The sequence below is a fragment of the Streptomyces sp. NPDC006798 genome, from assembly GCF_040635975.1.
GTDB lineage: Bacteria > Actinomycetota > Actinomycetes > Streptomycetales > Streptomycetaceae > Streptomyces.
On record NZ_JBEYIS010000044.1, the window covers coordinates 22,656 to 47,128 of the forward strand.

The window sequence follows — 24,473 nt, forward strand, 5'->3', positions numbered from 1 at the left end:
GACTACTGGGGCGGGTACACCGTGGGGTCGTCCAGCGGCACCTTCAGCCAGGAGATCATCTGCCGGAGCTGGTGGTACGCCGCGAGCCGCTGCTCGTCCGAATCGGCCTCCTCCGCTGCCGCGATCGGCTCCCACAGCCGCGGCACCATCACCGGCCCGAGTTCCAGCAGGCCGCCGCTGCCGCCGGTGGCCCACTTCGCCAGTACGTACCGGGCGATCGCACCGACCGGGATGTCCAGGTTCCGGGACATCCCGCGCACGGTCTCCAGCGGATCGAGGAGCCCGTAGTCGACCACCTCGGCCTTGAAGTTGGCATGCGGGTCGTCCGCCGGCCAGCACCGTTCCCACCGGCGCAGCCGAACCGTCGGCGTACCGGTCGCGTCGTAGGCCAGGTCATCCATGTCGCCGTCCATACCGCCACCCTAAGGGCGGCACCGAGCTTGTCCCACCGGGCAAGGATGAACACCGAAATGAGGAGAGGAGTACCAGTGAACGAGACCCTTCGTGAGGAGCAAGTCGCCATCGTTACGGCCGACTCGACCGTCGCCGACGGCACCGTCACGGCCGACGACGAGGCGATCCGCCAGCAGCTGCGCAGCCTCGGCTACCGCATCTGACCCAACCGCCCCGGCCCTCCCGCACGGGCGGGCCGGGGCGTCCCCACGAGGCATACGGCCCGGCACCCGGGCCCCCTTCGCCGGGGGCCCGTGCCGGCGGGCGGGAGTGTTGACCGCCCGGCGGCACGTCGTAGGGTGCGGCGACTTGGGAGACGGCATGACTGAGACGACCAACCCGTTCGACGACGAGAACGGTGTGTTCCGGGTACTGCGCAACGACGAGGACCAGCACTCGCTGTGGCCGGAGTTCGCTCCCGTGCCCGCCGGGTGGCACACGGCGCACGGCCCGGACGGCCGGGCGGCGTGCCTGGCCTACGTCGAGGCGAACTGGACCGACCTGCGTCCGGCCTCCCTGCGCCGCGCCATGGCCGACTCCACCGGGTGAGCCACCGGCGGACACAGCCGGACCAGCAGATTTCACACGATGCACGGCGGGCGATCGCCCGCGGGAACCCGGGGGCCTGACCGCATAGGGGCAGAACAGTGAGTCAGTCCAGCCTTCCTTTACCACGACCACGACCGCGTTCACGGGAGAAGCACGGCCGCGCGCTGATCGTGCAGCAGGGCGCCTGGGACATGCCGAAGGAATCGATGCCGCTCGCCGCCGGCTATCTGACCGCCGCGGCACAGGCCGATCCCGTGGTGGGACCCGAGTTCGACGTGGGAATACTGAACTTCCGCGGCGGGGAAACGCTCGGCTCGATGGCGCGCACGATCTTCTCCGGCGTCGTGCCGGACGTGCTGGCGTTCTCGGTCTTCGGCTGGAACCTCAATCAGTTCGGCGCGCTCGCCGAGACCTACAAGTCGATCCGTCCGGACGGCTGGGTCGTCTTCGGCGGAACGCATGTCGCACACCAGGCGGAGCGGGTGTTCCGGCGCTTCCCCGAGGTCGATGTCGTCGCCAACGGCGAGGGCGAGTTCACCTTCCGCGATCTGCTGCTCGCCGTCCTGGAGGAGAAGTCGCCGCACGACCTCGCGCGGGTGCCGGGAATCTCGTACCGCGACGAGGAGGGCACGGTCCGCACCACCGCCGAACCACCGCGCATCGACGACCTGGACAGCATTCCGTCGCCCTTTCTCACCGGGGCCATCCCGATGCTCGACCACCAGGGCCGGTTCCGCTACGACGTCGCGCTGATGGAGACCAACCGGGGCTGTCCGTACAAGTGCTCGTTCTGTTACTGGGGCGGTGCGGTCGGCCAGCGGATGCGCGATTTCTCCCGCGAGCGGCTGCGCGCGGAACTCGACGTCTTCGGCTATCACCAGGTTCCGACGGTGGTGTTGTGCGACTCCAACTTCGGTATGCGGCAGCCGGACGCGGAGTTCGTCGAGGACCTCGTCAGGACGCGCGAGAAATACGGGTTCCCGCAGTCGTTGGAGACGTCATGGGCGAAGAACAAGTCCAAGACGTTCCACGACATCATCCGCCGGATGAAGGCCGAGGGGTTCCAGAGCTCGTTCACCGTCGCGCTGCAGACACTCAATGACACCGCGTTGCGTGATATGGGCAGAAGCAATATGCGGCTCAACCAGTGGAAGGACCTGGCGGCATGGCTCGCGGCGGAGGGACTCGACGCCTATGCCGAGCTGATCTGGGGCGCGCCGGGTGAGACCGTCGACTCCTTCCTGACGGGCTACGACCAGCTCTCCGAACACGTGTCCCGTATCGCCGTCTATCCGCTGTTGCTGCTGCCCAATACGGACTACACGGAGAACCGCGAGAAGCACGGCTTCGTCACCGTACGCGGCGACAACGACGACTTCGAGTACGTACTCGCCAACCGCACCGTCACGGTCGCGGAGAACACGACGATGCAGCGGTTCATGTTCTGGGCCCGGATGATGAGCGAGAACATGTACTTCCGGCATATCTGGGTGCCGCTTCGGGAACTGGCCGGGCTCACCCAGAGCGCCGTGCTGCTGATCCTGTCGGACTGGTGCCAGGACTCGGCCGATCCCGCCGTCGCCGAGCTGCTCGGCCACGGCCGCGAGTTCACCGACTCCGGCCTGGTGGTCGAGTCGCTGCACAGGCTCTACGCCGACCCGCGGTTCGCGCCGGTGTTCCAGCGGTGGTGGGACGAGGCGATCCTGCCGAAGGTGCCCGAACGGCACAGACCGCTGCTGAACGAGATCTTCCGCTACGACAACGCGACCCGCCCGGTCTACTCCGGCGCGGACGCCGGGGACGCCGAGGTGCGGGGCATCGACGGCCTGCCGCACTACATCCGCGGCGGCCTGCGGTTCCAGTACCCGATGCCGCGCGTCCTCGACGCCATCCGCGCGCGCCGGCCGTTCGACGACGAACCCTCGCCGGTCGAGCTGACGCTGGCATTTCGCGTCGGGTTCGACGACTACCTCGACAACCACGAACTCGCGACCTACTACGCCGGTCGCTGCCTGGAGGTCCGGCAGCTGACGGCGGAACGGACGAGTACGCCGTACGACGAGGCGTCCACCCGCTGATCCCGCCTTCCCGGGGGCCGGCCCCGCGCGGCCGGGACGCGTCAGCCGAGCAACGGGATGACGTGGGAGCCGTAGATGTCGATGGTCGCCTCGCGGGCGTCGTGCATGTCGTAGACCGCGAACTGGTCGACACCGAGGTCCCGCAGGGCGCGCAGCTTCTCGATATGGGCCTCGACCGGGCCGAGCAGGCAGAAGCGGTCGACGATCTCGTCCGGGACGAAGTCGGTGGAGGGGTTTCCGGCGCGGCCGTGGTGGCTGTAGTCGTAGCCCTGGCGGGCCCTGATGTACTCGGTCAGTTCCTCGGGAACCATCGAGGAGTGCTCGCCGTAGCGGGCGACCAGGTCGGCGACGTGGTTGCCGACCATGCCGCCGAACCAGCGGCACTGGTCGCGGGCGTGCGCCAGGGCCTCGGGCGAGTCGTCGGCCGTGACATAGGCCGGGGCGGCCACGCAGACGGTGAGGGACGCCGGGTCGCGGCCCGCCTCGGTCGCGGCCCGCCGTACGGCCTTGATCATCCATTCCGTCAGGTAGGGGTCTGCCAGTTGGAGGATGAATCCGTCGGCTTTCCGGCCGGTCAGGGCGAGTGCCTTCGGTCCGTACGCGGCCATCCAGACGGGCAGCTTCCCGTCCTCGATCCACGGGATCCGCAGCGGTTCGCCGTCGACGACCGCCTCGCGCCCCTCGGCCAGGTCACGGATCACCTCGACGGCCTCCCCCAGCCGGGCCAGGGTGTTGGGGGCCCGGCCGGCCACCCGCATCGCGGAATCCCCGCGTCCGATGCCGCAGACGGTGCGGTTGCCGTACATGTCGTTGAGGGTGGCGAAGGTGGAGGCGGTGACCTCCCAGGTGCGGGTGCCCGGGTTGGTGACCATCGGCCCGACGCGCAGCCGCTCCGTGTTCGCCAGGATCCGGCTGTAGATGACGAACGGCTCCTGCCACAGCACGGCCGAGTCGAAGGTCCAGCCGTAGCGGAAGCCGTTCCGTTCGGCCCGCTTCATCAGGTCCACGACCCGGGACGCGGGCGGATCGGTCTGCAGAACGAGGCCGAAGTCCATACGTCGCTCCTTGCTGAGAAATGCCGCCGCCGGGCCGCCCCGGGCCCGCTAGAAGTACTGACAGGTGGAACGGGGGACGAAGGCCCCGTGTCCGGCCCGGCCGGTGTATTCGCGCCGGTCGATGACGATGTCGCCGCGCGAGAGCACGGTGTCCACCCGCCCGGTCACCCGTTTGCCCTCGTACGCCGAGTAGTCCACGTTCATGTGATGCGTCCCGGCCGAGATGACCTGCTCGGCGTGCGGATCGTAGAGGACGACATCGGCGTCCGAACCCGGCGCGATGGTGCCCTTCTGCGGATAGAGGCCGAACATCCGGGCCGGGGTCGCGCAGGCGATCTCGATCCAGCGACGGCGGCTGATGTGCCCGTCCAGGACCGCCTGGTGGAGCAGGTCCATCCGGTGCTCCACGCCCGGCAAGCCGTTCGGGATCTTCGAGAAGTCGCCCCGGCCGAGTTCCTTCTGGCCCGTGAAGCAGAACGGGCAGTGGTCGGTGGAGACCACCTGGAGGTCGTTCGTCCGCAGGCCCCGCCAGAGCGCCGCCTGGTGTTCGCGCGGCCTCAGAGGGGTGGAGCAGACGTATTTCGCGCCCTCGAAGTCCGGCTCCGCGAGGTTGTCCGCCGACAGGAACAGGTACTGCGGGCAGGTCTCGCCGAAGACCGGCAGGTCCATGTCCCGGGCGGCGATCAGCTCGGCCACGGCCTCCTCGGCGGAGACATGGACGACGTACAGCGGGGCGCCCGCGACCCGGGCCAGCTGGATCGCCCGATGGGTGGCCTCGGCCTCCAGCAGGGCTCTGCGGACCTCGCCGTGGTAGCGGGGGTCGGTCCGGCCGGCCGCCAGTGCCTGCTCCACCAGGACGTCGATGGCGATGCCGTTCTCCGCGTGCGTCATGATCAGCCCGCCGTTGCCGGCGGCCCGCTGCATGGCCCGCAGGATCCGGCCGTCGTCGCTGTAGAAGACACCCGGATAGGCCATGAAGAGCTTGAAGGAGGTGATGCCCTCCTCCACCAGACGGTCCATCTCCTTCAGGGACTTCTCGGTGACGTCGGAGAGGATCATGTGGAAGGCGTAGTCGACGGCGCAGTTGCCGTCGGCCTTGGCGTACCAGGCGTCGAGTCCGGCCCGCAGGGAGTGGCCGACGGACTGGACGGCGAAGTCGACGATGGTCGTGGTGCCGCCCCAGGCGGCGGCCCGGGTCCCGGTCTCGAACGTGTCGGAGGCGAAGGTGCCGCCGAACGGCATCTCCATATGGGTATGGGCGTCGACACCGCCCGGGACGACGTACTTCCCGGTGGCGTCAACGGTCCGGTCCGCCGTCCAGGCCTCGGCGGCGGCGGAGCCGTGGGCGGCGAGTGCGGCGATCCGGCCGTCCTCGATCAGGACGTCGGCGTGGGTCTCCTCGGCCGCGGTGATCACCAGTCCGCCGCGGATCAGGGTGCGTTTGCTGCTCATGACCGGTGCGCTCCTCTGGTACGTGACGGGTGCGGACGGGTTTCGGACGGGGCGTCAGACTTCGCGCAGGGCCTGTTCGAGCACGGCCGCGCCCTCCTCCGCCTCGGCGACGGTGAGCGTCAGCGGCGGCGCGATCCGCAGCACGCTGCTGTCATGGCCGCCGCCCCTGCCGACGAGGAGTCCGCCCGCCCTGGCGGCCTCCAGTACGGCGGCGGTGGCCGCCGGGTCGGCGAGGCCGGTACCGGGCCGGACGATCTCGATCCCGATCATCAGACCGCGGCCGCGTACCTCGCGGACCGAGGGCAGCCCCGCCGTGATCCCGCGCAGCCGCTCGATCAGCAGTCCGCCGACCCGGCGGGCATTGCCCTGGAGGTCGTGTTCCAGCAGATAGGAGAGGTTGGCCAGACCGGCGGCCATGGTCACCGGCGAACCGCCGAAGGTGGAGATGGAGTTGGCGTCGATCGAGTCCATGATCCCGGCCCGGGCGACGACTCCGCCGACGGACATCCCGTTGGCGATGCCCTTGGCGAAGGTGACCAGGTCGGGCGGGCCGTTGCGGTCGTGGGCCTGCCAGCCCCAGAAGTGGTCACCGGTCCGGCCCCAGCCGGTCTGCACCTCGTCGGAGATCCAGAGCACCCCGTGCCGGTCGAGGACCTCGCGGAACGCGGCGTACAGCCCGTCGGGCGGCGAGGTGAAGCCGCCGACTCCCTGGATCGGTTCGGCGATCAGGGCGGCGGGCGGTCTGCCCTGGCCGATCAGATCCTCCAGATCGGCCACGCACGCCTCGATGAAGCGGTCGTCGGTGAGGTCCGCGTACGGGCCCCGGGTGCGGACGCCGCCGTGGACGTAGAGGGTCTGGAGCGGTGAGAGCCCGGTCGGTGACCAGGCGCTGTTGCCGGTGATCCCGACGGAGGAGAAGGACCGGCCGTGGTAGCTGTTGCGCATGGCGAGGATCTGCGGGGATCCCCGGTGGGCGGTGGCCAGCAGCAGGGCCGTGTCGGTGGCCTCGGTACCGGAGGTGGTGAAGAAGACCCGGGCGTCGGGGATGCCGGAGAGGGCGGCGATCCGCTCGGCCAGCTCGATCATGGGCCGGTTGAGATAGAGCGTCGAGGAGTGGACGAGCCGGCCCGCCTGTTCGCCGACGGCCCGGGTGACCTCGGGCAGGGCGTGGGCGGTCATGGTGGTGAGGATGCCGCCGAAGAAGTCGAGATACCGGTTGCCTTCGGTGTCCCAGACGTACCGGCCCTCGCCGTGGCTCAGTTCGATCGGATCGTCGTAGTAGAGGGCCAGCCAGCGGGGCAGTACGGCGCGGTGGCGGTCGTACAGCGGATTCGCGGCGGGCCGTCCCGGCGCCGGGGACGCGGCACCGGGCCTCCCGGCGGCCGGGGGCGCGGCACCGGTACCCGGGCGCGTGGGACCGGCCGCCCGGCCCTGGGCGCGGTTCACGGCCGTACCAGCCCTTCATAGGCGTCGGGGCGCCGGTCGCGGTAGAAGGCCCACTGCTGCCGCACCTCGTCGATCAGAGCGAAGTCGAGGTCCCGGACGACCAGCTCCTCCGCCGTGTCGTCGGCGACGTCGCCCACGAACTGCCCCCGGGGGTCCACGAAGTAGCTGGTGCCGTAGAAGTCGTTGTCGCCGTACTCCTCCCGGCCGACCCGGTTGATGGCGGCGACGAAGTACTCGTTGGCGACGGCCGCCGCGGGCTGCTCCAGCCGCCAGAGATAGCCGGAGAGGCCGCGCGAGGTGGCGGACGGGTTGTAGACGAGCTGGGCCCCGGCGAGACCGAGCTGCCGCCACCCCTCGGGGAAGTGGCGGTCGTAGCAGATGTAGACCCCGATCCGGCCCGCCGCGGTGTCGAAGACCGGCCATCCCGCGTTCCCCGGGCGGAAGTAGTACTTCTCCCAGAACCCCTGGACCTGCGGAATGTGATGCTTGCGGTACTTGCCGAGATAGCTGCCGTCGGCGTCGATCACGGCGGCGGTGTTGTAGTAGAGACCGGGGCCCTCGATCTCGAAGACCGGGGCCACGATCACCATGCCGGTCTCCCGGGCCAGCTCCCGCATCCGCCGTACGGTCGGCCCGTCGGGCACCGGCTCCGCCCAGCGGTAGTGCTCCGGCTCCTGCACCTGGCAGAAGTAGGGAGCGTTGAAGACTTCCTGGAACCCGATCACCCGGGCACCCCGCTCGGCGGCGGTACGGGCGTACGCCTCGTGTTTGGCGATCATCGACTCGGTGTCGCCGGTCCAGGTGGCCTGGACGAGAGCGGCGCGTACGACTGCGGCCATGGGCTGCTCCTTCGGCCGGGCGGGCACCCGGCATCGGCGCATCGCCTCTACGCACGTAGACGCGGAACGTAGATGGAGAACGTAAGCCCCGTCACACAGCGGGGCAAGACCATTGCCGCCGACCCGCTGAGTCGATCATGTTTCACCCGGACGGCGGGGTGTCCGCTCCGTCGCCGGGGGTTTCCCCGAGGGTGACGGCGATGCCCTGGTGGGGCCTGGCGCCGCGCCGCGCCAGCCGGGCGGGCCAGTCCACCAGCCGGAACTGCCAGCCGTACTTGCGGGCGACGAGGTCGCGGGCGCGCTTCGTACCGTCGGCGTCGAGGAGTTCACCGGTGCCGCCGGACCGGGGCGCGCCGTCGGCGATCCGGCCTCGGGCGTCGCAGACGGCGACGGTGACCCGGGGGTCGCGGCCGAGCCGCTTGACCTTCCAGGATTCCTTGTTGGTCCAGACGTAGAGCCTGCCGCCGTCCTCGGCGAACCAGACCGGGGTGGCCACCCCGGTGCCGTCGCGGCGGAAGGTGGTGAGGCTGATGTAGCGGGCGGCGGCGATGTCATCGGCTGCGGTCACACCGCCGAGCCTACGCGCCGCCGTCGCGGGCCCGGTCGTACGCGTCCCGGGCCCGGCGCAGCTCCGTGCCGTGTTCCCGGGTCCAGGCGCAGGCGGCGTCGAGCGGTCCGACCAGGGACCGGCCCAGCGGTGTGAGCGCGTACTCGACGCGCGGCGGATTCTCGTCGTAGGCGGTACGGCTGACGATGCCGTCGCGCTCCATCGCCCGCAGGGTCTCGGTGAGGACCTTGGGCGTCACCCGGTACAGCGGGCGGCGCAGTTCGGTGAAGCGCCGCGGGCCGTCCTCCAGACAGCGCAGGACCATCGCCGACCACTTGTCACCGAAGCGCAGGGGCCGCCGCTCGGGCCCGGAGCAGCCGTCGGCGAAGAGTTCGCGCGGCAGTGGCATCCGTACGGTCTCCCCCGCCGGGGCGCCCGGCGCGGCCCTCGGATCCGTCGTGTCCATGGCCCCATTGTCACCGGCCCGCCCGGGCGGTGGCCGGAAAGCTCCCCCGGCGGGGGCCGGTACCGTTGCGGTAACCGGCGGGTGCCGTCCTACCGTCCGGCCCATGAGCGAATCAACGAACAACCAGACACCGGACCTCGTCGTCTACGGGGCCGCGGGCCGGGTGGGGCGCGCGGTCGTCACCGAGGCGGTGACCCGCGGCCACCGGGTGACGGCGGTGGTACGGGACCCGGACCGGGCCTTCGGGCTCGGCTCGGACGCGGTGACGGTGGTACGGGGAGACGTCACCGACCATGCCTCGGTCGCCGCGACCGCGGCGGGCCACCGGGCCGCGATCAATACGACGGTCCGGCTCGGCGTACCGTCCGAGGAGTTCTTCGTGGCAGCGGCGAAGGCGCTGGTGGCGGGGTTGACGGCGGCGGGCGTCGGCCGGTTCGTGACACTCGGTGTGACCTCCACCCTGGAGACCGCGCCCGGGGTGCGGCTGATGGACGACCCCGGCTTCCCGGAACCCGCCCGGGTCTTCTGCCGGGGGCACGCGGCCGAGTGGGAACTGCTGCGCGGGACGGCGGGCGGCCTGGACTGGCTGATGGTCTGCCCGCCGGACCTGTCGTCGGGCCATCCGCGCACCGGCCGCTACCGCACCGCCGAGGGCACGGTGATCCCCGGCGGCCGGATCTGCCACGACGATCTCGCCCGGGCGCTGGTCGACGAGGCGGTCGACGCGCCCCGGCACCGCCGGATCCAGCTCGCGGTGGCCGCCGGGTAGGCGGCGAAAGCCCCGGGAGCGGTTCCGACCCCGCGCCCGGGATCGCCTACGCCGTCGGGGTCAGGACACAGGCGTCGGCGAGCTCGTCCGTCGACAGCCGCAGGGCCGCGGCGAGCGCGGCGACCGTGAAGAAGGCGGGGGTGGGCGCCCGGCCGGTCTCGATCTTGCGCAGCGTCTCGGCGGAGATCCCGGCCTCGGCGGCCACGTCGACCATGCTGCGGGGACCACGCGCCGCACGGAGGAGCCGGCCGAGCCGCTCGCCGCGTTCACGCTCTTCGGGGGTGAGAGGGGTACGGACCATGCCGTCATTCTAATACCGCGCACGGCAGATTGACCGGTATAGTAATTGGCATGGTTGAGATCAAGACGGAAGAGTCGATCGAGGCGATGCGAGCAGCGGGCCGCGTCGTGGGCCGAGCCCTGGCCGCTGCCCGGGCGGCGGCGGCGGTCGGCGTCGAACTGCGGGAGCTGGACCGGGTCGCCCGGACGGTACTCGACGAGGCGGGCGCGGGCTCCCCGTTCCTCGGCTACCGGCCCGCCTGGGCGCCCGTCCCCTTCCCAGCGGTCCTCTGCGTCTCCGTCAACGATGCCGTGGTCCACGGCATCCCCGACGACTACCGGCTGCGCGACGGCGACCTCGTCAGCCTCGACTGCGGCGCGATCCTCGACGGCTGGGTCGGCGACGCGGCCGTCAGCTTCACCGTGGGCCGGGCCGGGCCCGAGGACACCGAGCTGATCGCCACGGGCGAGAAAGCCCTGGCGGCGGGCATCGCGGCGGCCGTACCGGGCAACCGGATCGGCGATATCGCCCACGCGGTGGGCCAGGTCTGCCGGGCCGCGGGCTACGGCATCCCCGACGGCTTCGGCGGCCACGGCGTGGGCCGCTCCATGCACGAGGGCCCGGACGTGCCCAATGAGGGACGCGCGGGGCGCGGAATGCTGCTGCGGGCGGGCATGGTGATCGCGATCGAGCCGATGCTGATCGCCTCCGGCGCGGACGACACGTACACGGCGCGGGACGGCTGGACGATCCGCACACTCGACGCGAGCCGCGCGACGCACTCGGAACACACGGTAGCGATCACCCCGTCGGGCCCGCGCGTCCTGACGCTCCCGTAGCCCGGACCGCCGCGCGCGGCGCCACTAACCGGGCCGCGCCCGGCAGCCCGATCTTGTCCGCGGCCTGCGGACCGTGGCGGATCGCTCGCGCAGTTCCGCCCCCTATGCCTCCGGCAATGGGGGAACCCCAGCGCCTCGGCCCTCCAGGTAAGGCCCACAACCCCGGGCCGCGCCCAGCGATCTGGTGTACGCGGTCCACACCACCGTCGCGGCTGGTCGCGCAGTTCCCCGCGCCCCTGGGTTGCCCTGCTCGCCGCCCCCGCAAAAAGACGGGCTCCCATCCAGGGGCCGGGAGTGGGAGAGCGTTCAGGGGCGCGGGGAACTGCGCGACCAGCCACGGCCGGCCCGCAGACCGGGAACAACATCGGGTCGCCGGGCGGGCCCGGGTTGTGGGGCGGGCCCCAGGAGGGCAGGCGCGGGCGGGGCCGCGCGAAGGGCCATCAGGCGGCAAGGCCCCGAGGGGCGAGGCGCTTCGGGGCGTGGGGTCAGTTCGACGTGAGGAACGCGCGGGCGAGTTCCTCGCCCCGCGTCGTCGCGGACGTACGGCTCTCCACCGGGTCCGCCTCGGAGCCGGCGAAGAGGATGTACGTCACGCCCGACGGCACTCCCCCGCCGACCGGGTCAGAGTCGATCCCCAGCGCCCGGGCCATCGCGTACGACGCCTCCCCGATGATCTTCGCGGGGCCGGTGTCGCCGACCACCCCGTACCGGACCCGGTCACGGTGGACGACGGCGACGATTCCGCCGCCGCGGATCCCCGACTCGTAGTATTTCCAGATCGGTCCGGGCGTGGGTACCACCACATACGGCAGGGTCGCCGCGTCCAGCGGGCGGCCGTCGGACTGCCGGACGGCCGTATCGGGCAGATACCAGGGGTCGTTCTCCCGGTTGCAGATCGCGCTCTCCAGCCCGTCGCAGGCGACGTCCAGATCGGCCTTCCAGTACACCGCGCCCTTCGCCCCGCAGACCGGTACGGTCGCCTCCGCACCGGCGTCCTCGGCGTAACTCCCCTTGGACACCGGGTCGCAGCCCGCGGTGCTGGCGCGCAGTTCGTCCGCCCCTACGGCGCCCTCGGCCTCGACGGCCTCCACAGCCCGCACGGCCCTCGTCGCCTCCGTCGCCACGACCGGGACCGCACCCGCACCCGTCGCGCCCATCGCCACCGCCCCGCCGCCACCCGCCCCCTCGGACCTGGGCCCGGGCGGCGGCTGGGTCACAAAGCTCGCCGCCGCGGGCGGCGCGGGTGCCGCCGCCGCCAGGAAGGCCGCCCCGGAGGCGGTGGCGAGGGCGGCGAGGGTGCGAACATGCATGGGAACGGTCGCCTTTCTGTGCGGTTTCCGCGCGGAAAAGCGTCCTTACCCGTTCCCGGTCGCGACCGATCCCCCCGCCCCGCGCCGGGTTGCGCCGTCGCCCCGGCCAAGTGCGCCGGGGCGGACGGTGGTTGGCCGGGGGCGTGCGGTCGCGACCGGGATCCGGATGGAGTACGCCCGTTCGGGACCGGGTCCGGATCGCGGACGACCGTACGAACGCCGGAGCCCCGTTACGGCCTGCCGTCGCTCGGGCGTACCACCATCGCCGAACCGCCCCCGCGCCGGGTCTTCTCCGCCGCCGCCAGCCAGCGGCCGTCCGGGAGGCGTTCGATCGCGGTCGCCGCGCCGATCTCCGGGTTGAGCCGGAATCCGTGCCCGATCCGCTCCAGTTCGGCCCGGAGCGGGCTGTTCCAGAGGCCGGGCTCCAGTTCGGTCGTGGTCTGGTTCCGCTGGCTGGCGCGCGGCGCGGCGATCGCCTCCACCAGCGGCAGGCCCCGGTCCAGCCGGCTTGTCAGGGTCTGGAGCACGGTGGTGATGATGGTCGCTCCGCCCGGGGAACCGAGGGCCAGCACCGGCCGCCGGTCGTCGTCGAGGACGATCGTCGGGGACATGGAGGAGCGGGGCCGCTTGGCGGGACCGGGCAGGTTCGGGTCGTGGACGGCCGGGTTCGCCGGGGCGAAGTTGAAGTCCGTCAGCTCGTTGTTGAGCAGGAATCCGCGCCCCGGGACGGTGATCCCGCTGCCTCCGGTGGCTTCGATGGTGAGGGTGTAGGCGACGACATTGCCCCACCGGTCGGCGGTGGTCAGATGGGTGGTGCTCTCGACGTCACGCATCGTCGGCGCCGCCTCCCCGGTCGTACCGCACGGGACCGGGTTCCGGGGGTCGCCGGGCGCCAACGGGCTGGTGAGGACCGCGTCGTCCTTGATCAGGCAGGACCGGCTGTCGGCGAACCGCTGTGACAGCAGGCCCTTGACGGGGACGTCCTCGAACGCCGGGTCGCCCACCCAGCGGCCCCGGTCCGCGAAGGCGATCCGGCTGGCCTCGATGAAGCGGTGCAGATAGCCGGCCGGTGACACCCGTCCCAGATCGGTGCGTTCCAGCATGTTGAGGGCCTGGCCGACACTGGTGCCGCCGGAGGAGGAAGGCGCCATTCCGTAGACGCCGAGACCTCGGTAGCCGACCTTCGTGGGAGCGCGCCGGATCGTTTCGTACGACCGCAGATCGCGCAGGGTCAGATCGCCGGGGCGGACGATCCGGGTGGCGCCGGGGGCCACCGGCGGCTTGCGGACGGTGTCGACGATGTCCTCGGCGATATCGCCCCGGTAGAGCGCCCGGACACCGTCGTCGGCGAGTTCACGGTAGGTGCGGGCGAGATCGGGGTTCTTGAAGGTGGTGCCGACCACGGGCAGTTTCCCGCCGGGCAGGAAGAGTTCGGCGGTGGCGGGGAAGTCGGCGAACCGTGCCTGGTTGGCCTCGGTCTGGGCACGGAAGGTGGCGTCGACGGTGAAGCCGTCCCGCGCCAGTTTCTCGGCGGGCTTCAGCAGCCGGGCCAGTGGCCGGCTGCCCCAGGCGCGCAGGGCCGTCTCCCAGGTGGCGGGGGTGCCGGGGGTGCCGACGCCCAGTCCGCTGGTCTGGCCCTGGTCGAAGGGGATGGGGCGGCCGTTCTCCAGGAAGAGGGAGGCGTCGGCGGAGCGGGGCGCGGTCTCCCGGCCGTCGATCGTGTGCACGGTCCGGGTCCCGGCGTCGTAGTAGACGAGGTAGCCGCCTCCGCCGATGCCCGCCGAGTACGGTTCGGTGACGCCGAGCGCGGCGGCGGTGGCGACGGCCGCGTCCACCGCGTTGCCGCCGCGCCGCAGGATCTCGATCCCGGCGGCGGAGGCGTCAGCGTCGACACTGGCGACGGCTCCGCCGTATCCGGCGGCGACCGGGGTCTTCACCGGCGGTCCGCCGGGTGAACCGGGGTGCCGCACGGGCGGATCGGCGGGCGGCGCGGCGGCGCCGATCGAGACGACGGCCGCCGCCGCGGCCAGCAGCGCGATGTTCCGGGTGGTGGTACGACGCATCCGAACGAACCTCCAGTCGACGCCAGTGCGGACAACCTAGCGGCCCCGTACCACCCCCGTCAGGAGCGCACCGCGCGGCGGCGGGCGGTCCGCGCGGATCCCGGGGCGGCCCGGACGGAAGTAGCATGCGCCGACATGAACGACGACATACGCAATATCGTCCTCGGGCTGGTCGCCGCGGGGATCAGCGCCCTGGTCGGCTGGGTGGCCCGTACCTACCGCTGGCGCCGGTCGCTCCGCCGTACCCAGGACTTCTTCGGGCTTCCGACGGACTCGGACGCGCTGCTGGTCGTCAATCGGGAGGCCGGGCGGGACGGTTCGGTGAAGCGGCGGGACGTGTTCGCCCTGCTGGAACTGGCGGCGCTGATCAAGGACTGCGGGGCGCGGGCCCGGGTGGTCTGGCACGACGAGGCCAGGGAAGGGGTCGGCGAGCAGGCCGAGTTCTGTGTCGGCGGGCCGACGTCGAACCAGCGGATGGCGGCTCATCTACGCAGTCTGCTGCCCGGTGTCTCGGTGGACGTATCGGCGGAACCGGGCCCGGACCGGGGCGCGTTCCGGATCGGTACGGAGGTGTACCGGGCCGGGTACGGGGTGTCCGAGTACGTCCTGCTGGCCCGGCTGACGCCGGGTGAGGAGGGGCGGCCGGTCTTTCTGCTCTGCGGTCAGCTGGCGATCGCCAACCAGGCGGCCGCGCGCTATCTGGCGCGGCATCACCGGGAGCTGGCGGGGGCCCACCGCGGTGGGTCGTTCTGTCTGCTGCTGAAGGTGGTGGACTCGGCGGCGTACGGCCCCGATGTGGTCGAGGTGGTAGCCGATGTCACCGGACCGGCGCGGACGCCGCGCCCGGCGGTGGAGGCGGACGCGGCCGGGCCGGTGTGACGCCCGGTACGACCGGCCCCGGCCCGGGCGGCGGCTCACCGGGCCCGCTCCCCGCCAGCCCCGCCCCGGCCGCAGCTGACCTTCTCCCCGCCCCCGGGACCGGTCCGCACGGGGTCCGTGCCGGGTCCGAGGGGCGAGAAGTGATCACCGGCTGCCGCCGGGGCCTTACCGGGGCCGGGGTTCGGTGTTCCATGAGCCGCCGCCTCGGGCCTACGCCCGGTCGGGCGGGGGTGGCGGGCCCTGGGGTCCTGCGGTCAGCAGGGTCCCCGGTTCGGCCGGGGCGATCTCCGCGCCCTCGGTCTTCGGATTGCGGCGCTGCCGCCGGGCCACCCAGTTGGCGAACCAGGAGAGCAGCATGCAGAGCCCGATGTAGATCGGCGCGATCACCATCACGACCGGGATGAACGGCAGGTCGTAGTCGAGGTTGGAGGCGATCAGCTTGCCCGCGTGGAGGAACTCCTCGTAGGTGATGAGATAGCCGAGTGAGGTGTCCTTGAGGGCGACCACGAGCTGACTGATGATCGCGGGCAGCATCGCCCGGACCGCCTGGGGCACCAGGACATGGGTCATCACCTGGGTCTTGCGCATCCCGAGGGCGTACGCGGCCTCCCGCTGGCCCCGGTCGACGGCGTTGACGCCGGTCCGGAAGACCTCGGCGAGCACCGAGCCGTTGTAGAGGGTCAGTCCGGCGACCAGGGCGGGCAGCGGCTGGACCTTCAGCGCCACGAAGATGAAGAAGATCATCACCAGTACGGGCATCGCGCGGAAGAACTCCACCAGGAGGGTGGCGATCCAGCGCACCGCGCGGTGTTCGGAGAGCCGTCCGGTGGCGAGGACGCCGCCCAGGACGAGGGAGAGCACGGCCGCGTAGGCGAATGCCTTGAGCGTGTTGCCGAGCCCTTGGAGCAGGAGTTCCTGGATCCCCTTGTATTCGAACGGGGTCCATTTCTCGGCGGTGAACTGTCCGGTGTCGAAGAGCAGATAGACGATCCAGCCGACGAGGGCGGCGATGGCCAGGCTGGCGCCCATTCCGTAGAGCCGGTGCCGCTTGCGGGTACGGGGCCCCGGAATGTCGTAGAGGGCGGTGGAATCGGTCATCTGGCGACTCCGTAACGCTTCTCCAGCACGTTGAAGAGCGCACTGATGGACAGGGTGATGATCAGATATCCGACGGCGATCCAGACAAAGGTCCAGATGATGTTGTAGCCCAGTTCGCTCAGCGTCTTGTAGGTACCGAGGAGTTCGGTGACGCTGAAGGCGCCCGCGATCGCGGAGTTCTTGGCCAGGGCGATCAGGGTGGAGCCGATGGGCGGGATGACGGAGCGGAACGCCTGGGGCAGTACCACGGTGTGCAGGGTCTGGCCGAAGGACATGCCGAGGCTGCGGGCGGCCTCGCCCTGTCCTGTGGGAACGGTGTTGATCCCGGAGCGCAGGGCCTCGCAGATGAAGGCGGAGGTGTAGCAGCCGAGGGCGAGGATCGCGAAGAGCTGGAACGGCAGCACGATGCCGAACCGGGGCAGTCCGAGGACGACGGCGAAGAAGAGCAGGGTGAGCGGGGTGTTGCGGAGTACGGTCACCCAGACCGTGCCGAAGGCCCGCAGCGAGCCGACCGGGGAGACCCGGAAGGCGGCGATCAGAAAGCCGAGGACGAGGGCGAGTACCGAGGAGTAGAAGGTCAGCTCGACGGTGCCGAGGAAGCCCTGCCAGTAGAGGTCGATATTGTCGGTCAGTACGTCCATGTGCCGGGCCTCCTCAGCTCGCCGGATAGCGGTCGATCGGGGGCGGCGTGGGTGCCGGGACCCCGGAGAGGCCAAGGGTGGCGTCGTACGCCTGCTTCCACTCGCCGCTCTTCTCACCGGCTTCGAGGGCGTCGTCGATGGCGAACCGGAGCGCGTTGTCGTTCCGGGGTACGCCGATGCCGTACGGCTCCTCGGAGAAGGGCTTGCCGACGATCTTCAGTTCGTCGGGGACCTTGGCGGCGTAGCCGATCAGGATGGCGTCGTCGGTGGTGACGGCGTCGACCTGATAGGTGAGCAGATTGTCCACACAGACCGAGTAGGTGTCGTAGCCGACCAGGGTCGCCTTCGGGTAGTCGGACTTGATCCGCTGGTAGGGGGTGGAGCCGGTGGCGGAGCAGACCCGTTTCCCGGCCAGGTCCTGGGGGCCGTGGATGTCGTCCTCGTCGGCCCGCACCAGCAGGGACTGGCCGGCCAGGTAGTAGGGACCGGCGAAGCCGACCAGCTTCTTCCGCTTGTCGTTGATGGTGTAGGTACCGACGTAGTAGTCGATCTGGCCGTTCTGGAGGGCCGTCTCGCGGTTGGCGGACGCGATGGTCCGGAAGTGGATGCCCGCCGGGTCGAAGCCGAGATAGGCGGCGACCATTCGGGCGATCTCGATGTCGAAGCCGGAGTAGCGGCCGGTCGCCGGGTCCTTCTCACCGAGATAGGGCTGGTCCTCCTTGGCTCCGACGGTGAGATGGCCGCGGCTCTTCGCCCGCCGCCAGGTCGGGGATTCGGGGAGCTGGAATCCGGTGTTGACCTGGTAGACGGGGAGTTGGTCGGTCTGGGGGCCCTTGACGGGCGGGCTGCCCTCCTTGCCGCAGGCGGTGGCGGCGACGGCGGTCAGGGCGAGCAGCAGCGCCGTCGCGGCGCGGGCCGTCCGCCGCCGGTTCCGCCGGGGGCGGTGGGGTCCGGTGGCCGGGCGGTGCGGGCGGTGGGCGGTCGGGATGTTCCGGGTACGCGGCATCGACGGTCCCCCGGTCAGTGCTTGAGGATCTTGGAGAGGAAGTCCTTCGCCCGGTCGCTCTCCGGATGGGTGAAGAAGTCCTCGGGGGCCCGGTCCTCGACGATCCTGCCGTCGGCCATGAAGACGACCCGGTTGGCGGCGGAGCGGGCGAAGCCCATCTCGTGGGTGACCACGACCATGGTCATGCCGTCCCGGGCGAGCTGCTGCATGACCTCCAGCACCTCGTTGATCATCTCGGGGTCGAGGGCCGACGTCGGCTCGTCGAAGAGCATCACCTTGGGCTCCATCGCCAGCGCCCGGGCGATCGCCACCCGCTGCTGCTGGCCGCCGGAGAGCTGCGCCGGGTACTTGTCCGCCTGGGAGGCGAGCCCGACCCGGTCGAGGAGTTCCCGGGAGCGCCGTTCGGCCTCCTCCTTGCGCCGCCCGCGGACCTTGAGGGGGGCGAGGGAGATGTTCTCCAGGACCGTCTTGTGGGCGAAGAGGTTGAACGACTGGAACACCATGCCGACGTCGGAGCGGAGCCGGGCGAGGCCCTTGCCCTCCTCCGGGAGCGGCTCACCGTCGATGGTGATCGTTCCGGACTCGATGGTCTCCAGCCGGTTCACCGTCCGGCACAGGGTCGACTTGCCGGAGCCGGACGGGCCGATGACCACCACCACCTCCCCGCGGCCGACGGAGAGGTTGATGTCCCGCAGGACGTGCAACTGCCCGTAGTACTTGTTGACGTCCCGCAGCTCGATCAACGGATCGACGACGGCCATACGCTGCCCTACCCACTGGTTGCTGTGTCGAGGTCTGCGCAAACTATCCACCCCGGAAAGGGACTTCGCGCGCGACACGCATAAAAAGGGCATAAGCCGTATTTATTGGCTATATATCAGCTCATGTACGGGCCGGGCCGGGGCCGTCGTCCCCGGCGGCCGTACGAGCGCTCCACGGCCGCCGGGACAGCGGGGGCGGGCTGGGCGGGCGGGCTCACGCCTCGGCGGCCTCGGCATAGACCTGGGACAGCTCCGGCGCTCCGTGCACCGCCCAGTCGAGACCCGCCTCCACCACCCCGATCTCCCGGCCGGACGCCAGCCGCACCACCGGCTGCCCGGCGGGCCAGACATGCCACTCCGCGCCCGGCACCGTCCGTACGATCACCGTACCCAGATACAGCCCCGCGTCGTTGCCGATCCACGGCAGTTCATCCGGATCGTCCCGCCAGCGCGGCGGCAGCTGGTCCAGGGCGGCCAAGGAGGCCGGAGTGTCGTCCAGTTCGAGACCCATCCGCCCGATCCGCACCCGCAGCAGCTCGCACTCCGCGAACAACTCGGCCATCGCCGAAGCGCGCTCGGGGTCGTCGAGCCCGCCCCGGGAACCGGAACCCTGCCGCTTGAGCCAGCTGTCCAGGAAAGGGATGTTCATACCACCGAGACTGGCACCTTCCCCGGGCCGGGGACAGCCGCCGCGCGCCGAAGATCCCCGGGATATCACCGGGAGATCGGCGCACCCCCCGGAAGAGGGTGCGACCGCTCATCTGTTCTCCCGGGGTGCCTCCGCGGTCCCGGACGTCCTCAGACGTCGAGGTCCACCACGACGGGGGCGTGGTCCGACGCGCCCTTGCCCTTGCGCTCCTCGCGGTCCACATAGGAGTCCTTGACCGCGGCGGCGAACGGCGCGTTGCCGTAGACCAGGTCGATCCGCATGCCGCGGTTCTTCGGGAAGGCGAGCTGACGGTAATCCCAGTAGGTGTACGGGTGGTCGTACTTCAGCGGCCGGGGCACCACATCGGTCAGCCCGGTCTGCCGCAGCCCGGCCAGGGCCGCCCGCTCCGGCTCGGTGACATGGGTGGCGCCCTCGAAGGCGGAGAGATCCCAGACGTCGTCGTCGGCGGGGGCGATGTTGTAGTCGCCGAGCACCGCGAAGGGCAGGCTCCCGGCCGCGTCCTCGGCGACGGCGGTCCGCAGCGCGTCCAGCCAGCGCAGCTTGTACGCGTAGTGGGGGTGGTCGACCTCGCGCCCGTTCGGTACGTACACCGACCAGAGCCGGACCGGGCCGCAGGTCGCGGAGACCGCGCGGGGCTCGGCGGCGCCGTCGTACTCCGGTCCGTCCGGCAGCCCCGGAACGACCTGGTCCAGACCGACCCGGGAGATCAGCGCGACCCCGTTCCACCGGCCGTCGGCGTGCACCGCGGACTCGTACCCCAGCTCGCGCAGCTCGGCGGCGGGGAACTGCCCGGCGCTGCACTTGGTCTCCTGGACGCACAGCACATCCGTGCCGGTGGCCTCCAGCCAGGCGAGGAGGCGGGGGAGCCGGGCGGTGACGGAGTTGACGTTCCAGGTCGCGATGCGCATACCCGCCACCCTAATCGTTCGGGCCGCCGGAGCCCCCGCCTCCTCAACCCTGTTCGCGGTCCGCGGACCGTGGTGGGCTGATCGCGCAGTTCCCCGCGCCCCTGAACACCTTCGCCCGCTCCCCCTCGCCGGGTGCGGCACGCCGCGAGGACCCCCGAGCGGCCCGGTCAGAAAATATGCGCGGCGCCCGGGGAGAGGCGTTCGTGGGGCGCGCCGCCCAGGTTCGCGAGATGGCCGTCGTAGATCGGCCGCGCCAGCTCCGTGAGCAGTGCGTCGTGGATGTCGATCGTCAGCCGGGGGCGTACCTCGCGGACGTAGTCGACGACCTCGGAGAGCTTGTTCCAGGGCGCCATCACCGGCAGCATCAGCGTGTCGACGGGCCGCTCGGGGACGGTCAGGGCGTCACCGGGGTGGAAGACGGCGCCGTCGAGCAGGAAGCCGATATTGGTGACGCGCGGCAGATCGGGGTGGATCACGGCGTGCAGTTCGCCGTGTACCTCGATCTCGAAGCCCGCCGCGGTGAAGGTGTCGCCGTGGCCGACGGTCCGGACCCGCCCGGGGAACGCCGCGCTCAGGGTGTCGGCGACGCTCCGCAGGGTCCAGACCTCGGCCCCGGCCTCCAGGGCGGCGCGGACGCGGCCCTCGTCGTAGTGGTCGGGGTGCTCATGGGTGATCAGCACCGCGTCCGCCCCGGCGGCGGCGTCCTCCTCGGAGAACGCGCCGGGGTCCACGACGAGGGTGGCGCCGTCCTTCTCCAGCCGTACGCAGGAGTGCTTCTTCTTGGTGAGCCTCATGGGCCCATCCTGCTACGGCCGGGGTGTGGTCTCCTCCCGTACCACGGCTCCCGCGACCCGGAACGCGGTGTTGGCCGCGGGCAGCCCGCAGTACACGGCGGTGTGGAGCAGGATTTCCTTGATCTCGTCGGGGGTGAGCCCGTTCCGCAGGGCGGCCCTGACGTGCGCGCCCAGCTCCTCCGGCCGCCCCTGGGCGACCAGTGCCGTCATGGTGACGGCGCTGCGGGTGCGGCGGTCCAGGCCGCCGCGGTTCCAGACCTCGCCCCAGGCGTAGCGGGTGACGAACTCCTGGAAGTCGGCGGCGAAGTGTTCGTCGTCGCCGGTGGCGCCGTCGACATAGGCGTCGCCGAGGACTTCCCGGCGGGTCCGCATGCCCGGTTCGTACGGGTCGGGGCGCCCGGTCTCCTCCGGTGCGGCGGGCGCGGGGGCGGTCTCGGGGTCGGCGGGCGGGGCGGTGGCCGGGGCGACGGCCGCCACGGCCTGGAGGGGGATGGCCGTGAGGGTGTCCTGCGGCACCGAGGAGAAGTGGCGTACCAGCAGGTCGGTGACGGCGGCGGGCTGCTCGACGGGGGCGAGGTGACCGGCGCCGGGTACCAGGGCCAGCCGGGCGTCCGGTATCCCGGCGACCAGGGTGCGGGCCTCGGCGGGGCCGGTGACCTGGTCCTCGGATCCGACCAGGACGAGGGCGGGGACGGAGATGCGGCCGATCTCGGCCCGGACGTCGAAGGCGGCCAGCGCCTCGCAGGCGGCGATGTAGCAGGCGGGGTCGGTGGTGCGGACCATCTGGACGGCCCACTCCACGATCGCGGGCTGGGCGGCGGCGAAACCCTGGGTGAACCAGGCTTCGGGGGCGGCCAGCGCCACCGGGTCGAGTCCGTTGGTCCGGACGATCACACCCCGGCCGCGGAGTTCGTCGGCGGTCTCGAACCGGGGTGACGCGGCGACCAGCGCCAGCGACCCGACCCGGTCCGGTCTGCGCAGGGCCAGATCGAGGCCGACGGCGCCGCCGATGGAGCAGCCCGCGTAGCCGAATCGCTGGACGCCGAGGCCGTCGAGGGTGGCGATCAGCCGGTCGGCGAGTTCGCCGACGGATTCGGCGGGCAGGGCGGGGGCGCCGCCGTGGCCGGGGAGGTCGTAGCGGAGGATCCGCCATTCGCGGGAGAGTTCGGCGATCTGCCGGTCCCACATGTGCCAGGTGGTGCCCAGGGACGGGCCGAGGACGAGTACGGGCGCGTCGTCGGGTCCGTCGATCCGGTACTGGAGGGTGGGCGGAGCCTCCTCGGGGCTCCGGTCGGGACCGGGTTCCGCGCCGGGTTCCGCGCCGGAGGCGGGGAGCGGGGCGGAGCTCGGGTCGGGGCCGGATTCAGCGCCGTGCTCAGGGCTCCGGCCGGGGCCCGGCTCCGGGCCGGTGCCGGGGTGGTCCCCGGGGCCGGGGCTCGGTTCCGTGCTCTGCTCGGGGCTCTGGTCGGGGGTCTGCGTCTCACTCACCCGGTCCACCGTAGTGACCGCCCGGAGCGGTGGTGGGCGACCCCCCTCCTCTCACCCCGGCGGGTGGTTCGGTTGTGGTTCAGGGGGTGGTGGTCGATACCACGTAGACGCCGACGGCCCAGTCGTGGGTGGTGTCGATGACGATGTGCTGGTCGGGCCGGGGCGAGTCGCGCAGATGGGTGAGTCCGGTCCACTCCCGCTCGCCGGGGGTGAAGCGCCAGCCCGCGGTGGCGGCGTCCTTGCCGCTGATGGCGGGGACGCCGGGCTGGAGCGCGGACCGGTCGGCGCCGATCTCGGCCAGGAACCGGTCGAGCCCGTCGGTGGTGGTGCTGAACTGGACGTAGAGCCTGCTGGTCTTCCAGTTGCTGGTCTCGTAGTAGGCGACGCTCCAGGCGTTGTCCGGGACGGGCACCTCGAAGATCCGGCGCTTCATCTGGGAGGGCCAGGCTTCCCGCAGGCCCTTGCCGGAGGATTCGGCGACCTTGTCCCGTCCGCTGGCCCGGCTCTGCTCGGCGGAGACCACCAGATAGCCCGCCGGGACGCCGATCAGCAGCAGGATGACGAGCAGCGTCACGGCACGCCGGACGATCATGCGCCGGCGGCCCTCGGGCGGCCGGAAGGCCGGTTCGTCCGGCCGCTGGGTCGGTCTGGGTACGACACTCATGACTGCGGGTTCCTGGTGGGTGGTCGGACCTGAAGTCTACGGTTCGCCACCGGCGCATGCGGGAAAGCCCGGAAAATCAAGATCATCGGGAGGGTGCGGCGGGCCCGGGTCAGACCTCGCGCGGGGGCCGGCTCGTGCCGGAGTTCCGCAGGGCCTGGGCGTACCGCTCGTACCGCTCGTGGCGTTCGACCCGGCGCCGGTTGGCCCGGCGGAAGCGGCGGGCGACCAGCCTGGCCAGGTCGGCGGCGCCGACCATACCGGCCTCGGGGCCGAGCTGGGCCTTGACGATCCGGGCCTCGGGCCGGTAGCCGCGGCCGGTCAGATGGCGGCGGAAGGCGTCCCTGGCGGGTCCGATCAGCAGATCGTCGGCGGCGCTGACCCCGCCGCCGACGACGAAGCAGGAGGGGTCGAGGGCGGCGGCGAGATTGGCGATCCCGACGCCGAGCCACTGGCCGATGTCCTGGAAGAGTTCGACGCACATGGCGTCGCCCTCGCGGGCCAGCTCGGTGATCAGGGGTCCGGTGATGTCGGCGACATTGCCGCCGACCCGGTCGATCAGCACATGGGCGACGGGCGAGTCGGCGGCGGCCAGCTCACGGGCCTCGCGGACCAGGGCGTTGCCGGAGCTGTACTGCTCCCAGCAGCCCCGGTTGCCGCACGGGCAGCGGTGGCCGCCCGGGACGACCTGCATATGGCCGAACTCTCCGGCGACGCCGTACTTGCCCCGCTTGACCTGGCCGTCCTCCAGGATGGCGCCGCCGATCCCGGTCCCGAGGGTGATCATCACCAGATGGTCCTCGCCGCGCCCGGCGCCGAACCGCCACTCCGCCCAGGCGGCGGTGTTGGCGTCGTTGTCGACCAGGACGGGGACCGCGAGCCGGGCGGAGAGGGCGTCCCGCAGGGGTTCGTTGCGCCAGGCGAGGTGCGGGGCGAACAGCACGGTGGAGCGGTCGGCGTCGACCCAGCCCGCGGCGCCGATCCCGACGGCGTGGACATCGTGCCGGTCGGAGAGGTCGAGTACGAGTTCGCAGATGACGTCCTCGACGACCTTGGGACTCTTCGACTTGTCCGGGGTCTCGGTCCTGACCTTCTCCAGGATGACGCCGTCCGCGTCGACGACGCCCGCCATCACCTTCGTACCCCCGATGTCGATTCCGACGGTGGGGACCCGGGGGGCGGTCAGATGGGAGCGCCGCTCACGGGTGCCGACGGTACGCAGGACGGTGGCGCGGGCGGAGCCGCGGTGCGCGAAATCGCGGTAGGTGCTCATGTCCCTGCGGGTGCTCGGGGTCAAGGGGTCACTGCGGGTGGCGGAACGGGCCGCCGTACCGATTCTTTCACGGCACCCCCGGGGGGCCGCCCGTCGGGAGCGGGCCGTACGCGGGCCCGCGTACCGCTGTCGCCCGGGAGGGGCCGTA

Annotated in this window: 26 protein-coding genes; 6 read left to right on the forward strand and 20 right to left on the reverse strand. The window is 71.6% G+C overall.

The genetic code is table 11. From position 1 onward, the window contains the following. Positions 1–2 precede the first annotated feature (2 nt). Positions 3–413 (reverse strand): DUF6027 family protein, encoded by a 411-nt coding sequence (locus tag ABZ714_RS25900; protein ID WP_358827727.1) that lies wholly within the window; start codon positions 411–413, stop codon positions 3–5. A gap of 75 nt (positions 414–488) precedes the next feature. Between ABZ714_RS25900 and ABZ714_RS25905 the strand changes: the two genes are divergently transcribed. From ABZ714_RS25905 to ABZ714_RS25915, 3 genes are all read left to right on the forward strand, one after another. Beyond that, the gene (locus ABZ714_RS25905) at positions 489–617 is read left to right on the forward strand and encodes a hypothetical protein (RefSeq protein WP_358827728.1); all 129 of its coding nucleotides are present in this window, start codon (positions 489–491) and stop codon (positions 615–617) included. 157 nt (positions 618–774) lie between these two features. Continuing rightward, a complete protein-coding gene (locus ABZ714_RS25910; protein WP_358827729.1) occupies positions 775–1,002 on the forward strand; it encodes an MbtH family protein in 228 nt (75 codons plus the stop codon). Positions 1,003–1,172: 170 nt separating this feature from the next. Next, the gene (locus tag ABZ714_RS25915; RefSeq protein ID WP_358827730.1) at positions 1,173–3,080 is read left to right on the forward strand and encodes a KedN5 family methylcobalamin-dependent radical SAM C-methyltransferase; all 1,908 of its coding nucleotides are present in this window, start codon (positions 1,173–1,175) and stop codon (positions 3,078–3,080) included. A gap of 41 nt (positions 3,081–3,121) precedes the next feature. On the opposite strand, the gene ABZ714_RS25920 is transcribed toward ABZ714_RS25915, so the two are convergent. The 6 genes from ABZ714_RS25920 to ABZ714_RS25945 all read right to left on the reverse strand — a co-directional run bounded on the left by ABZ714_RS25920 (position 3,122) and on the right by ABZ714_RS25945 (position 8,828). Beyond that, positions 3,122–4,135 carry a TIGR03842 family LLM class F420-dependent oxidoreductase gene (locus tag ABZ714_RS25920; protein ID WP_358827731.1) on the reverse strand — a complete coding sequence of 338 codons (1,014 nt, stop codon included), beginning with the start codon at positions 4,133–4,135 and terminating at the stop codon, positions 3,122–3,124. Between the two features lie 48 nt (positions 4,136–4,183). Beyond that, complete coding sequence (hydA, locus tag ABZ714_RS25925; protein ID WP_358827732.1) at positions 4,184–5,587, reverse strand: dihydropyrimidinase; 1,404 nt, start codon at positions 5,585–5,587, stop codon at positions 4,184–4,186. 54 nt (positions 5,588–5,641) lie between these two features. Further along, positions 5,642–6,913, reverse strand: coding sequence for an aspartate aminotransferase family protein (locus ABZ714_RS25930; RefSeq protein WP_358827767.1), 1,272 nt, complete (start codon positions 6,911–6,913; stop codon positions 5,642–5,644). Between the two features lie 116 nt (positions 6,914–7,029). Continuing rightward, complete coding sequence (locus ABZ714_RS25935; RefSeq protein ID WP_358827733.1) at positions 7,030–7,872, reverse strand: nitrilase-related carbon-nitrogen hydrolase; 843 nt, start codon at positions 7,870–7,872, stop codon at positions 7,030–7,032. Between the two features lie 142 nt (positions 7,873–8,014). Further along, the gene (locus ABZ714_RS25940; protein WP_358827734.1) at positions 8,015–8,440 is read right to left on the reverse strand and encodes a PPOX class F420-dependent oxidoreductase; all 426 of its coding nucleotides are present in this window, start codon (positions 8,438–8,440) and stop codon (positions 8,015–8,017) included. Positions 8,441–8,450: 10 nt separating this feature from the next. Continuing rightward, on the reverse strand, positions 8,451–8,828 hold the full coding sequence (locus ABZ714_RS25945) for a helix-turn-helix domain-containing protein (RefSeq protein ID WP_358827768.1): 378 nt from the start codon (positions 8,826–8,828) through the stop codon (positions 8,451–8,453). A 160-nt stretch (positions 8,829–8,988) separates the two neighbouring features. Here ABZ714_RS25945 and ABZ714_RS25950 point away from each other — a divergent pair, with 160 nt between their 5' ends. Continuing rightward, complete coding sequence (locus ABZ714_RS25950; RefSeq protein WP_358827735.1) at positions 8,989–9,654, forward strand: NAD(P)H-binding protein; 666 nt, start codon at positions 8,989–8,991, stop codon at positions 9,652–9,654. Positions 9,655–9,700: 46 nt separating this feature from the next. Here the strand turns inward: ABZ714_RS25950 and ABZ714_RS25955 are convergent, their stop codons facing one another. Further along, on the reverse strand, positions 9,701–9,955 hold the full coding sequence (locus ABZ714_RS25955) for a helix-turn-helix transcriptional regulator (protein ID WP_358827736.1): 255 nt from the start codon (positions 9,953–9,955) through the stop codon (positions 9,701–9,703). Positions 9,956–10,005: 50 nt separating this feature from the next. Here ABZ714_RS25955 and map point away from each other — a divergent pair, with 50 nt between their 5' ends. Further along, positions 10,006–10,773: a type I methionyl aminopeptidase gene (gene map / locus ABZ714_RS25960; protein WP_358827737.1), complete on the forward strand. Its 768-nt coding sequence runs from the start codon at positions 10,006–10,008 to the stop codon at positions 10,771–10,773. Between the two features lie 485 nt (positions 10,774–11,258). Here map and ABZ714_RS25965 read toward each other — a convergent pair whose 3' ends face one another. Continuing rightward, complete coding sequence (locus tag ABZ714_RS25965; protein ID WP_358827738.1) at positions 11,259–12,083, reverse strand: glycoside hydrolase family 75 protein; 825 nt, start codon at positions 12,081–12,083, stop codon at positions 11,259–11,261. Between the two features lie 230 nt (positions 12,084–12,313). After that, the gene (gene ggt / locus ABZ714_RS25970) at positions 12,314–14,146 is read right to left on the reverse strand and encodes a gamma-glutamyltransferase (RefSeq protein ID WP_358827739.1); all 1,833 of its coding nucleotides are present in this window, start codon (positions 14,144–14,146) and stop codon (positions 12,314–12,316) included. 135 nt (positions 14,147–14,281) lie between these two features. Between ggt and ABZ714_RS25975 the strand changes: the two genes are divergently transcribed. Further along, a complete protein-coding gene (locus tag ABZ714_RS25975) occupies positions 14,282–15,025 on the forward strand; it encodes a hypothetical protein (protein WP_358827740.1) in 744 nt (247 codons plus the stop codon). 210 nt (positions 15,026–15,235) lie between these two features. Here the strand turns inward: ABZ714_RS25975 and ABZ714_RS25980 are convergent, their stop codons facing one another. The 10 genes from ABZ714_RS25980 to ABZ714_RS26025 form a co-directional block, all read right to left on the reverse strand. Continuing rightward, complete coding sequence (locus ABZ714_RS25980) at positions 15,236–16,123, reverse strand: amino acid ABC transporter permease (RefSeq protein ID WP_358827741.1); 888 nt, start codon at positions 16,121–16,123, stop codon at positions 15,236–15,238. Beyond that, on the reverse strand, positions 16,120–16,764 hold the full coding sequence (locus ABZ714_RS25985) for an amino acid ABC transporter permease (protein WP_358827742.1): 645 nt from the start codon (positions 16,762–16,764) through the stop codon (positions 16,120–16,122). The genes ABZ714_RS25980 and ABZ714_RS25985 overlap by 4 nt, the downstream gene beginning before the upstream one ends. Before the next feature lie 13 nt (positions 16,765–16,777). Then, positions 16,778–17,770: a glutamate ABC transporter substrate-binding protein gene (locus ABZ714_RS25990; protein WP_358827743.1), complete on the reverse strand. Its 993-nt coding sequence runs from the start codon at positions 17,768–17,770 to the stop codon at positions 16,778–16,780. 14 nt (positions 17,771–17,784) lie between these two features. Next, positions 17,785–18,531: an amino acid ABC transporter ATP-binding protein gene (locus ABZ714_RS25995; RefSeq protein WP_358827744.1), complete on the reverse strand. Its 747-nt coding sequence runs from the start codon at positions 18,529–18,531 to the stop codon at positions 17,785–17,787. 214 nt (positions 18,532–18,745) lie between these two features. Then, positions 18,746–19,180 carry a DUF6278 family protein gene (locus ABZ714_RS26000; protein ID WP_358827745.1) on the reverse strand — a complete coding sequence of 145 codons (435 nt, stop codon included), beginning with the start codon at positions 19,178–19,180 and terminating at the stop codon, positions 18,746–18,748. 149 nt (positions 19,181–19,329) lie between these two features. Then, positions 19,330–20,109, reverse strand: a complete 780-nt coding sequence (locus ABZ714_RS26005) for an exodeoxyribonuclease III (RefSeq protein ID WP_358827746.1) — start codon at positions 20,107–20,109, stop codon at positions 19,330–19,332. Positions 20,110–20,276: 167 nt separating this feature from the next. Continuing rightward, the gene (locus ABZ714_RS26010) at positions 20,277–20,903 is read right to left on the reverse strand and encodes an MBL fold metallo-hydrolase (protein WP_358827747.1); all 627 of its coding nucleotides are present in this window, start codon (positions 20,901–20,903) and stop codon (positions 20,277–20,279) included. A 12-nt stretch (positions 20,904–20,915) separates the two neighbouring features. Continuing rightward, entirely contained in the window at positions 20,916–22,154 is a 1,239-nt protein-coding gene (locus ABZ714_RS26015) for an alpha/beta fold hydrolase (protein ID WP_358827769.1), read from the reverse strand. 316 nt (positions 22,155–22,470) lie between these two features. After that, positions 22,471–23,055 carry a hypothetical protein gene (locus ABZ714_RS26020; protein WP_358827748.1) on the reverse strand — a complete coding sequence of 195 codons (585 nt, stop codon included), beginning with the start codon at positions 23,053–23,055 and terminating at the stop codon, positions 22,471–22,473. 109 nt (positions 23,056–23,164) lie between these two features. After that, positions 23,165–24,325 carry an ROK family glucokinase gene (locus ABZ714_RS26025; RefSeq protein ID WP_358827749.1) on the reverse strand — a complete coding sequence of 387 codons (1,161 nt, stop codon included), beginning with the start codon at positions 24,323–24,325 and terminating at the stop codon, positions 23,165–23,167. Positions 24,326–24,473: the final 148 nt, after the last annotated feature.

What these genes read in the sequence shown, in the direction of transcription:
- ABZ714_RS25900 (WP_358827727.1), bottom strand. Translation starts at nt 413, where the DNA reads ATGGACGGCGACATGGATGACCTGGCCTACGACGCGACCGGTACGCCG.
- ABZ714_RS25910 (WP_358827729.1), top strand. Translation starts at nt 775, where the DNA reads ATGACTGAGACGACCAACCCGTTCGACGACGAGAACGGTGTGTTCCGG.
- ABZ714_RS25920 (WP_358827731.1), bottom strand. Translation starts at nt 4,135, where the DNA reads ATGGACTTCGGCCTCGTTCTGCAGACCGATCCGCCCGCGTCCCGGGTC.
- hydA (WP_358827732.1), bottom strand. Translation starts at nt 5,587, where the DNA reads ATGAGCAGCAAACGCACCCTGATCCGCGGCGGACTGGTGATCACCGCG.
- ABZ714_RS25935 (WP_358827733.1), bottom strand. Translation starts at nt 7,872, where the DNA reads ATGGCCGCAGTCGTACGCGCCGCTCTCGTCCAGGCCACCTGGACCGGC.
- ABZ714_RS25945 (WP_358827768.1), bottom strand. Translation starts at nt 8,828, where the DNA reads ATGCCACTGCCGCGCGAACTCTTCGCCGACGGCTGCTCCGGGCCCGAG.
- ABZ714_RS25950 (WP_358827735.1), top strand. Translation starts at nt 8,989, where the DNA reads ATGAGCGAATCAACGAACAACCAGACACCGGACCTCGTCGTCTACGGG.
- ABZ714_RS25955 (WP_358827736.1), bottom strand. Translation starts at nt 9,955, where the DNA reads ATGGTCCGTACCCCTCTCACCCCCGAAGAGCGTGAACGCGGCGAGCGG.
- map (WP_358827737.1), top strand. Translation starts at nt 10,006, where the DNA reads ATGGTTGAGATCAAGACGGAAGAGTCGATCGAGGCGATGCGAGCAGCG.
- ABZ714_RS25965 (WP_358827738.1), bottom strand. Translation starts at nt 12,083, where the DNA reads ATGCATGTTCGCACCCTCGCCGCCCTCGCCACCGCCTCCGGGGCGGCC.
- ggt (WP_358827739.1), bottom strand. Translation starts at nt 14,146, where the DNA reads ATGCGTCGTACCACCACCCGGAACATCGCGCTGCTGGCCGCGGCGGCG.
- ABZ714_RS25975 (WP_358827740.1), top strand. Translation starts at nt 14,282, where the DNA reads ATGAACGACGACATACGCAATATCGTCCTCGGGCTGGTCGCCGCGGGG.
- ABZ714_RS25980 (WP_358827741.1), bottom strand. Translation starts at nt 16,123, where the DNA reads ATGACCGATTCCACCGCCCTCTACGACATTCCGGGGCCCCGTACCCGC.
- ABZ714_RS25985 (WP_358827742.1), bottom strand. Translation starts at nt 16,764, where the DNA reads ATGGACGTACTGACCGACAATATCGACCTCTACTGGCAGGGCTTCCTC.
- ABZ714_RS25990 (WP_358827743.1), bottom strand. Translation starts at nt 17,770, where the DNA reads ATGCCGCGTACCCGGAACATCCCGACCGCCCACCGCCCGCACCGCCCG.
- ABZ714_RS25995 (WP_358827744.1), bottom strand. Translation starts at nt 18,531, where the DNA reads ATGGCCGTCGTCGATCCGTTGATCGAGCTGCGGGACGTCAACAAGTAC.
- ABZ714_RS26000 (WP_358827745.1), bottom strand. Translation starts at nt 19,180, where the DNA reads ATGAACATCCCTTTCCTGGACAGCTGGCTCAAGCGGCAGGGTTCCGGT.
- ABZ714_RS26005 (WP_358827746.1), bottom strand. Translation starts at nt 20,109, where the DNA reads ATGCGCATCGCGACCTGGAACGTCAACTCCGTCACCGCCCGGCTCCCC.
- ABZ714_RS26010 (WP_358827747.1), bottom strand. Translation starts at nt 20,903, where the DNA reads ATGAGGCTCACCAAGAAGAAGCACTCCTGCGTACGGCTGGAGAAGGAC.
- ABZ714_RS26020 (WP_358827748.1), bottom strand. Translation starts at nt 23,055, where the DNA reads ATGAGTGTCGTACCCAGACCGACCCAGCGGCCGGACGAACCGGCCTTC.
- ABZ714_RS26025 (WP_358827749.1), bottom strand. Translation starts at nt 24,325, where the DNA reads ATGAGCACCTACCGCGATTTCGCGCACCGCGGCTCCGCCCGCGCCACC.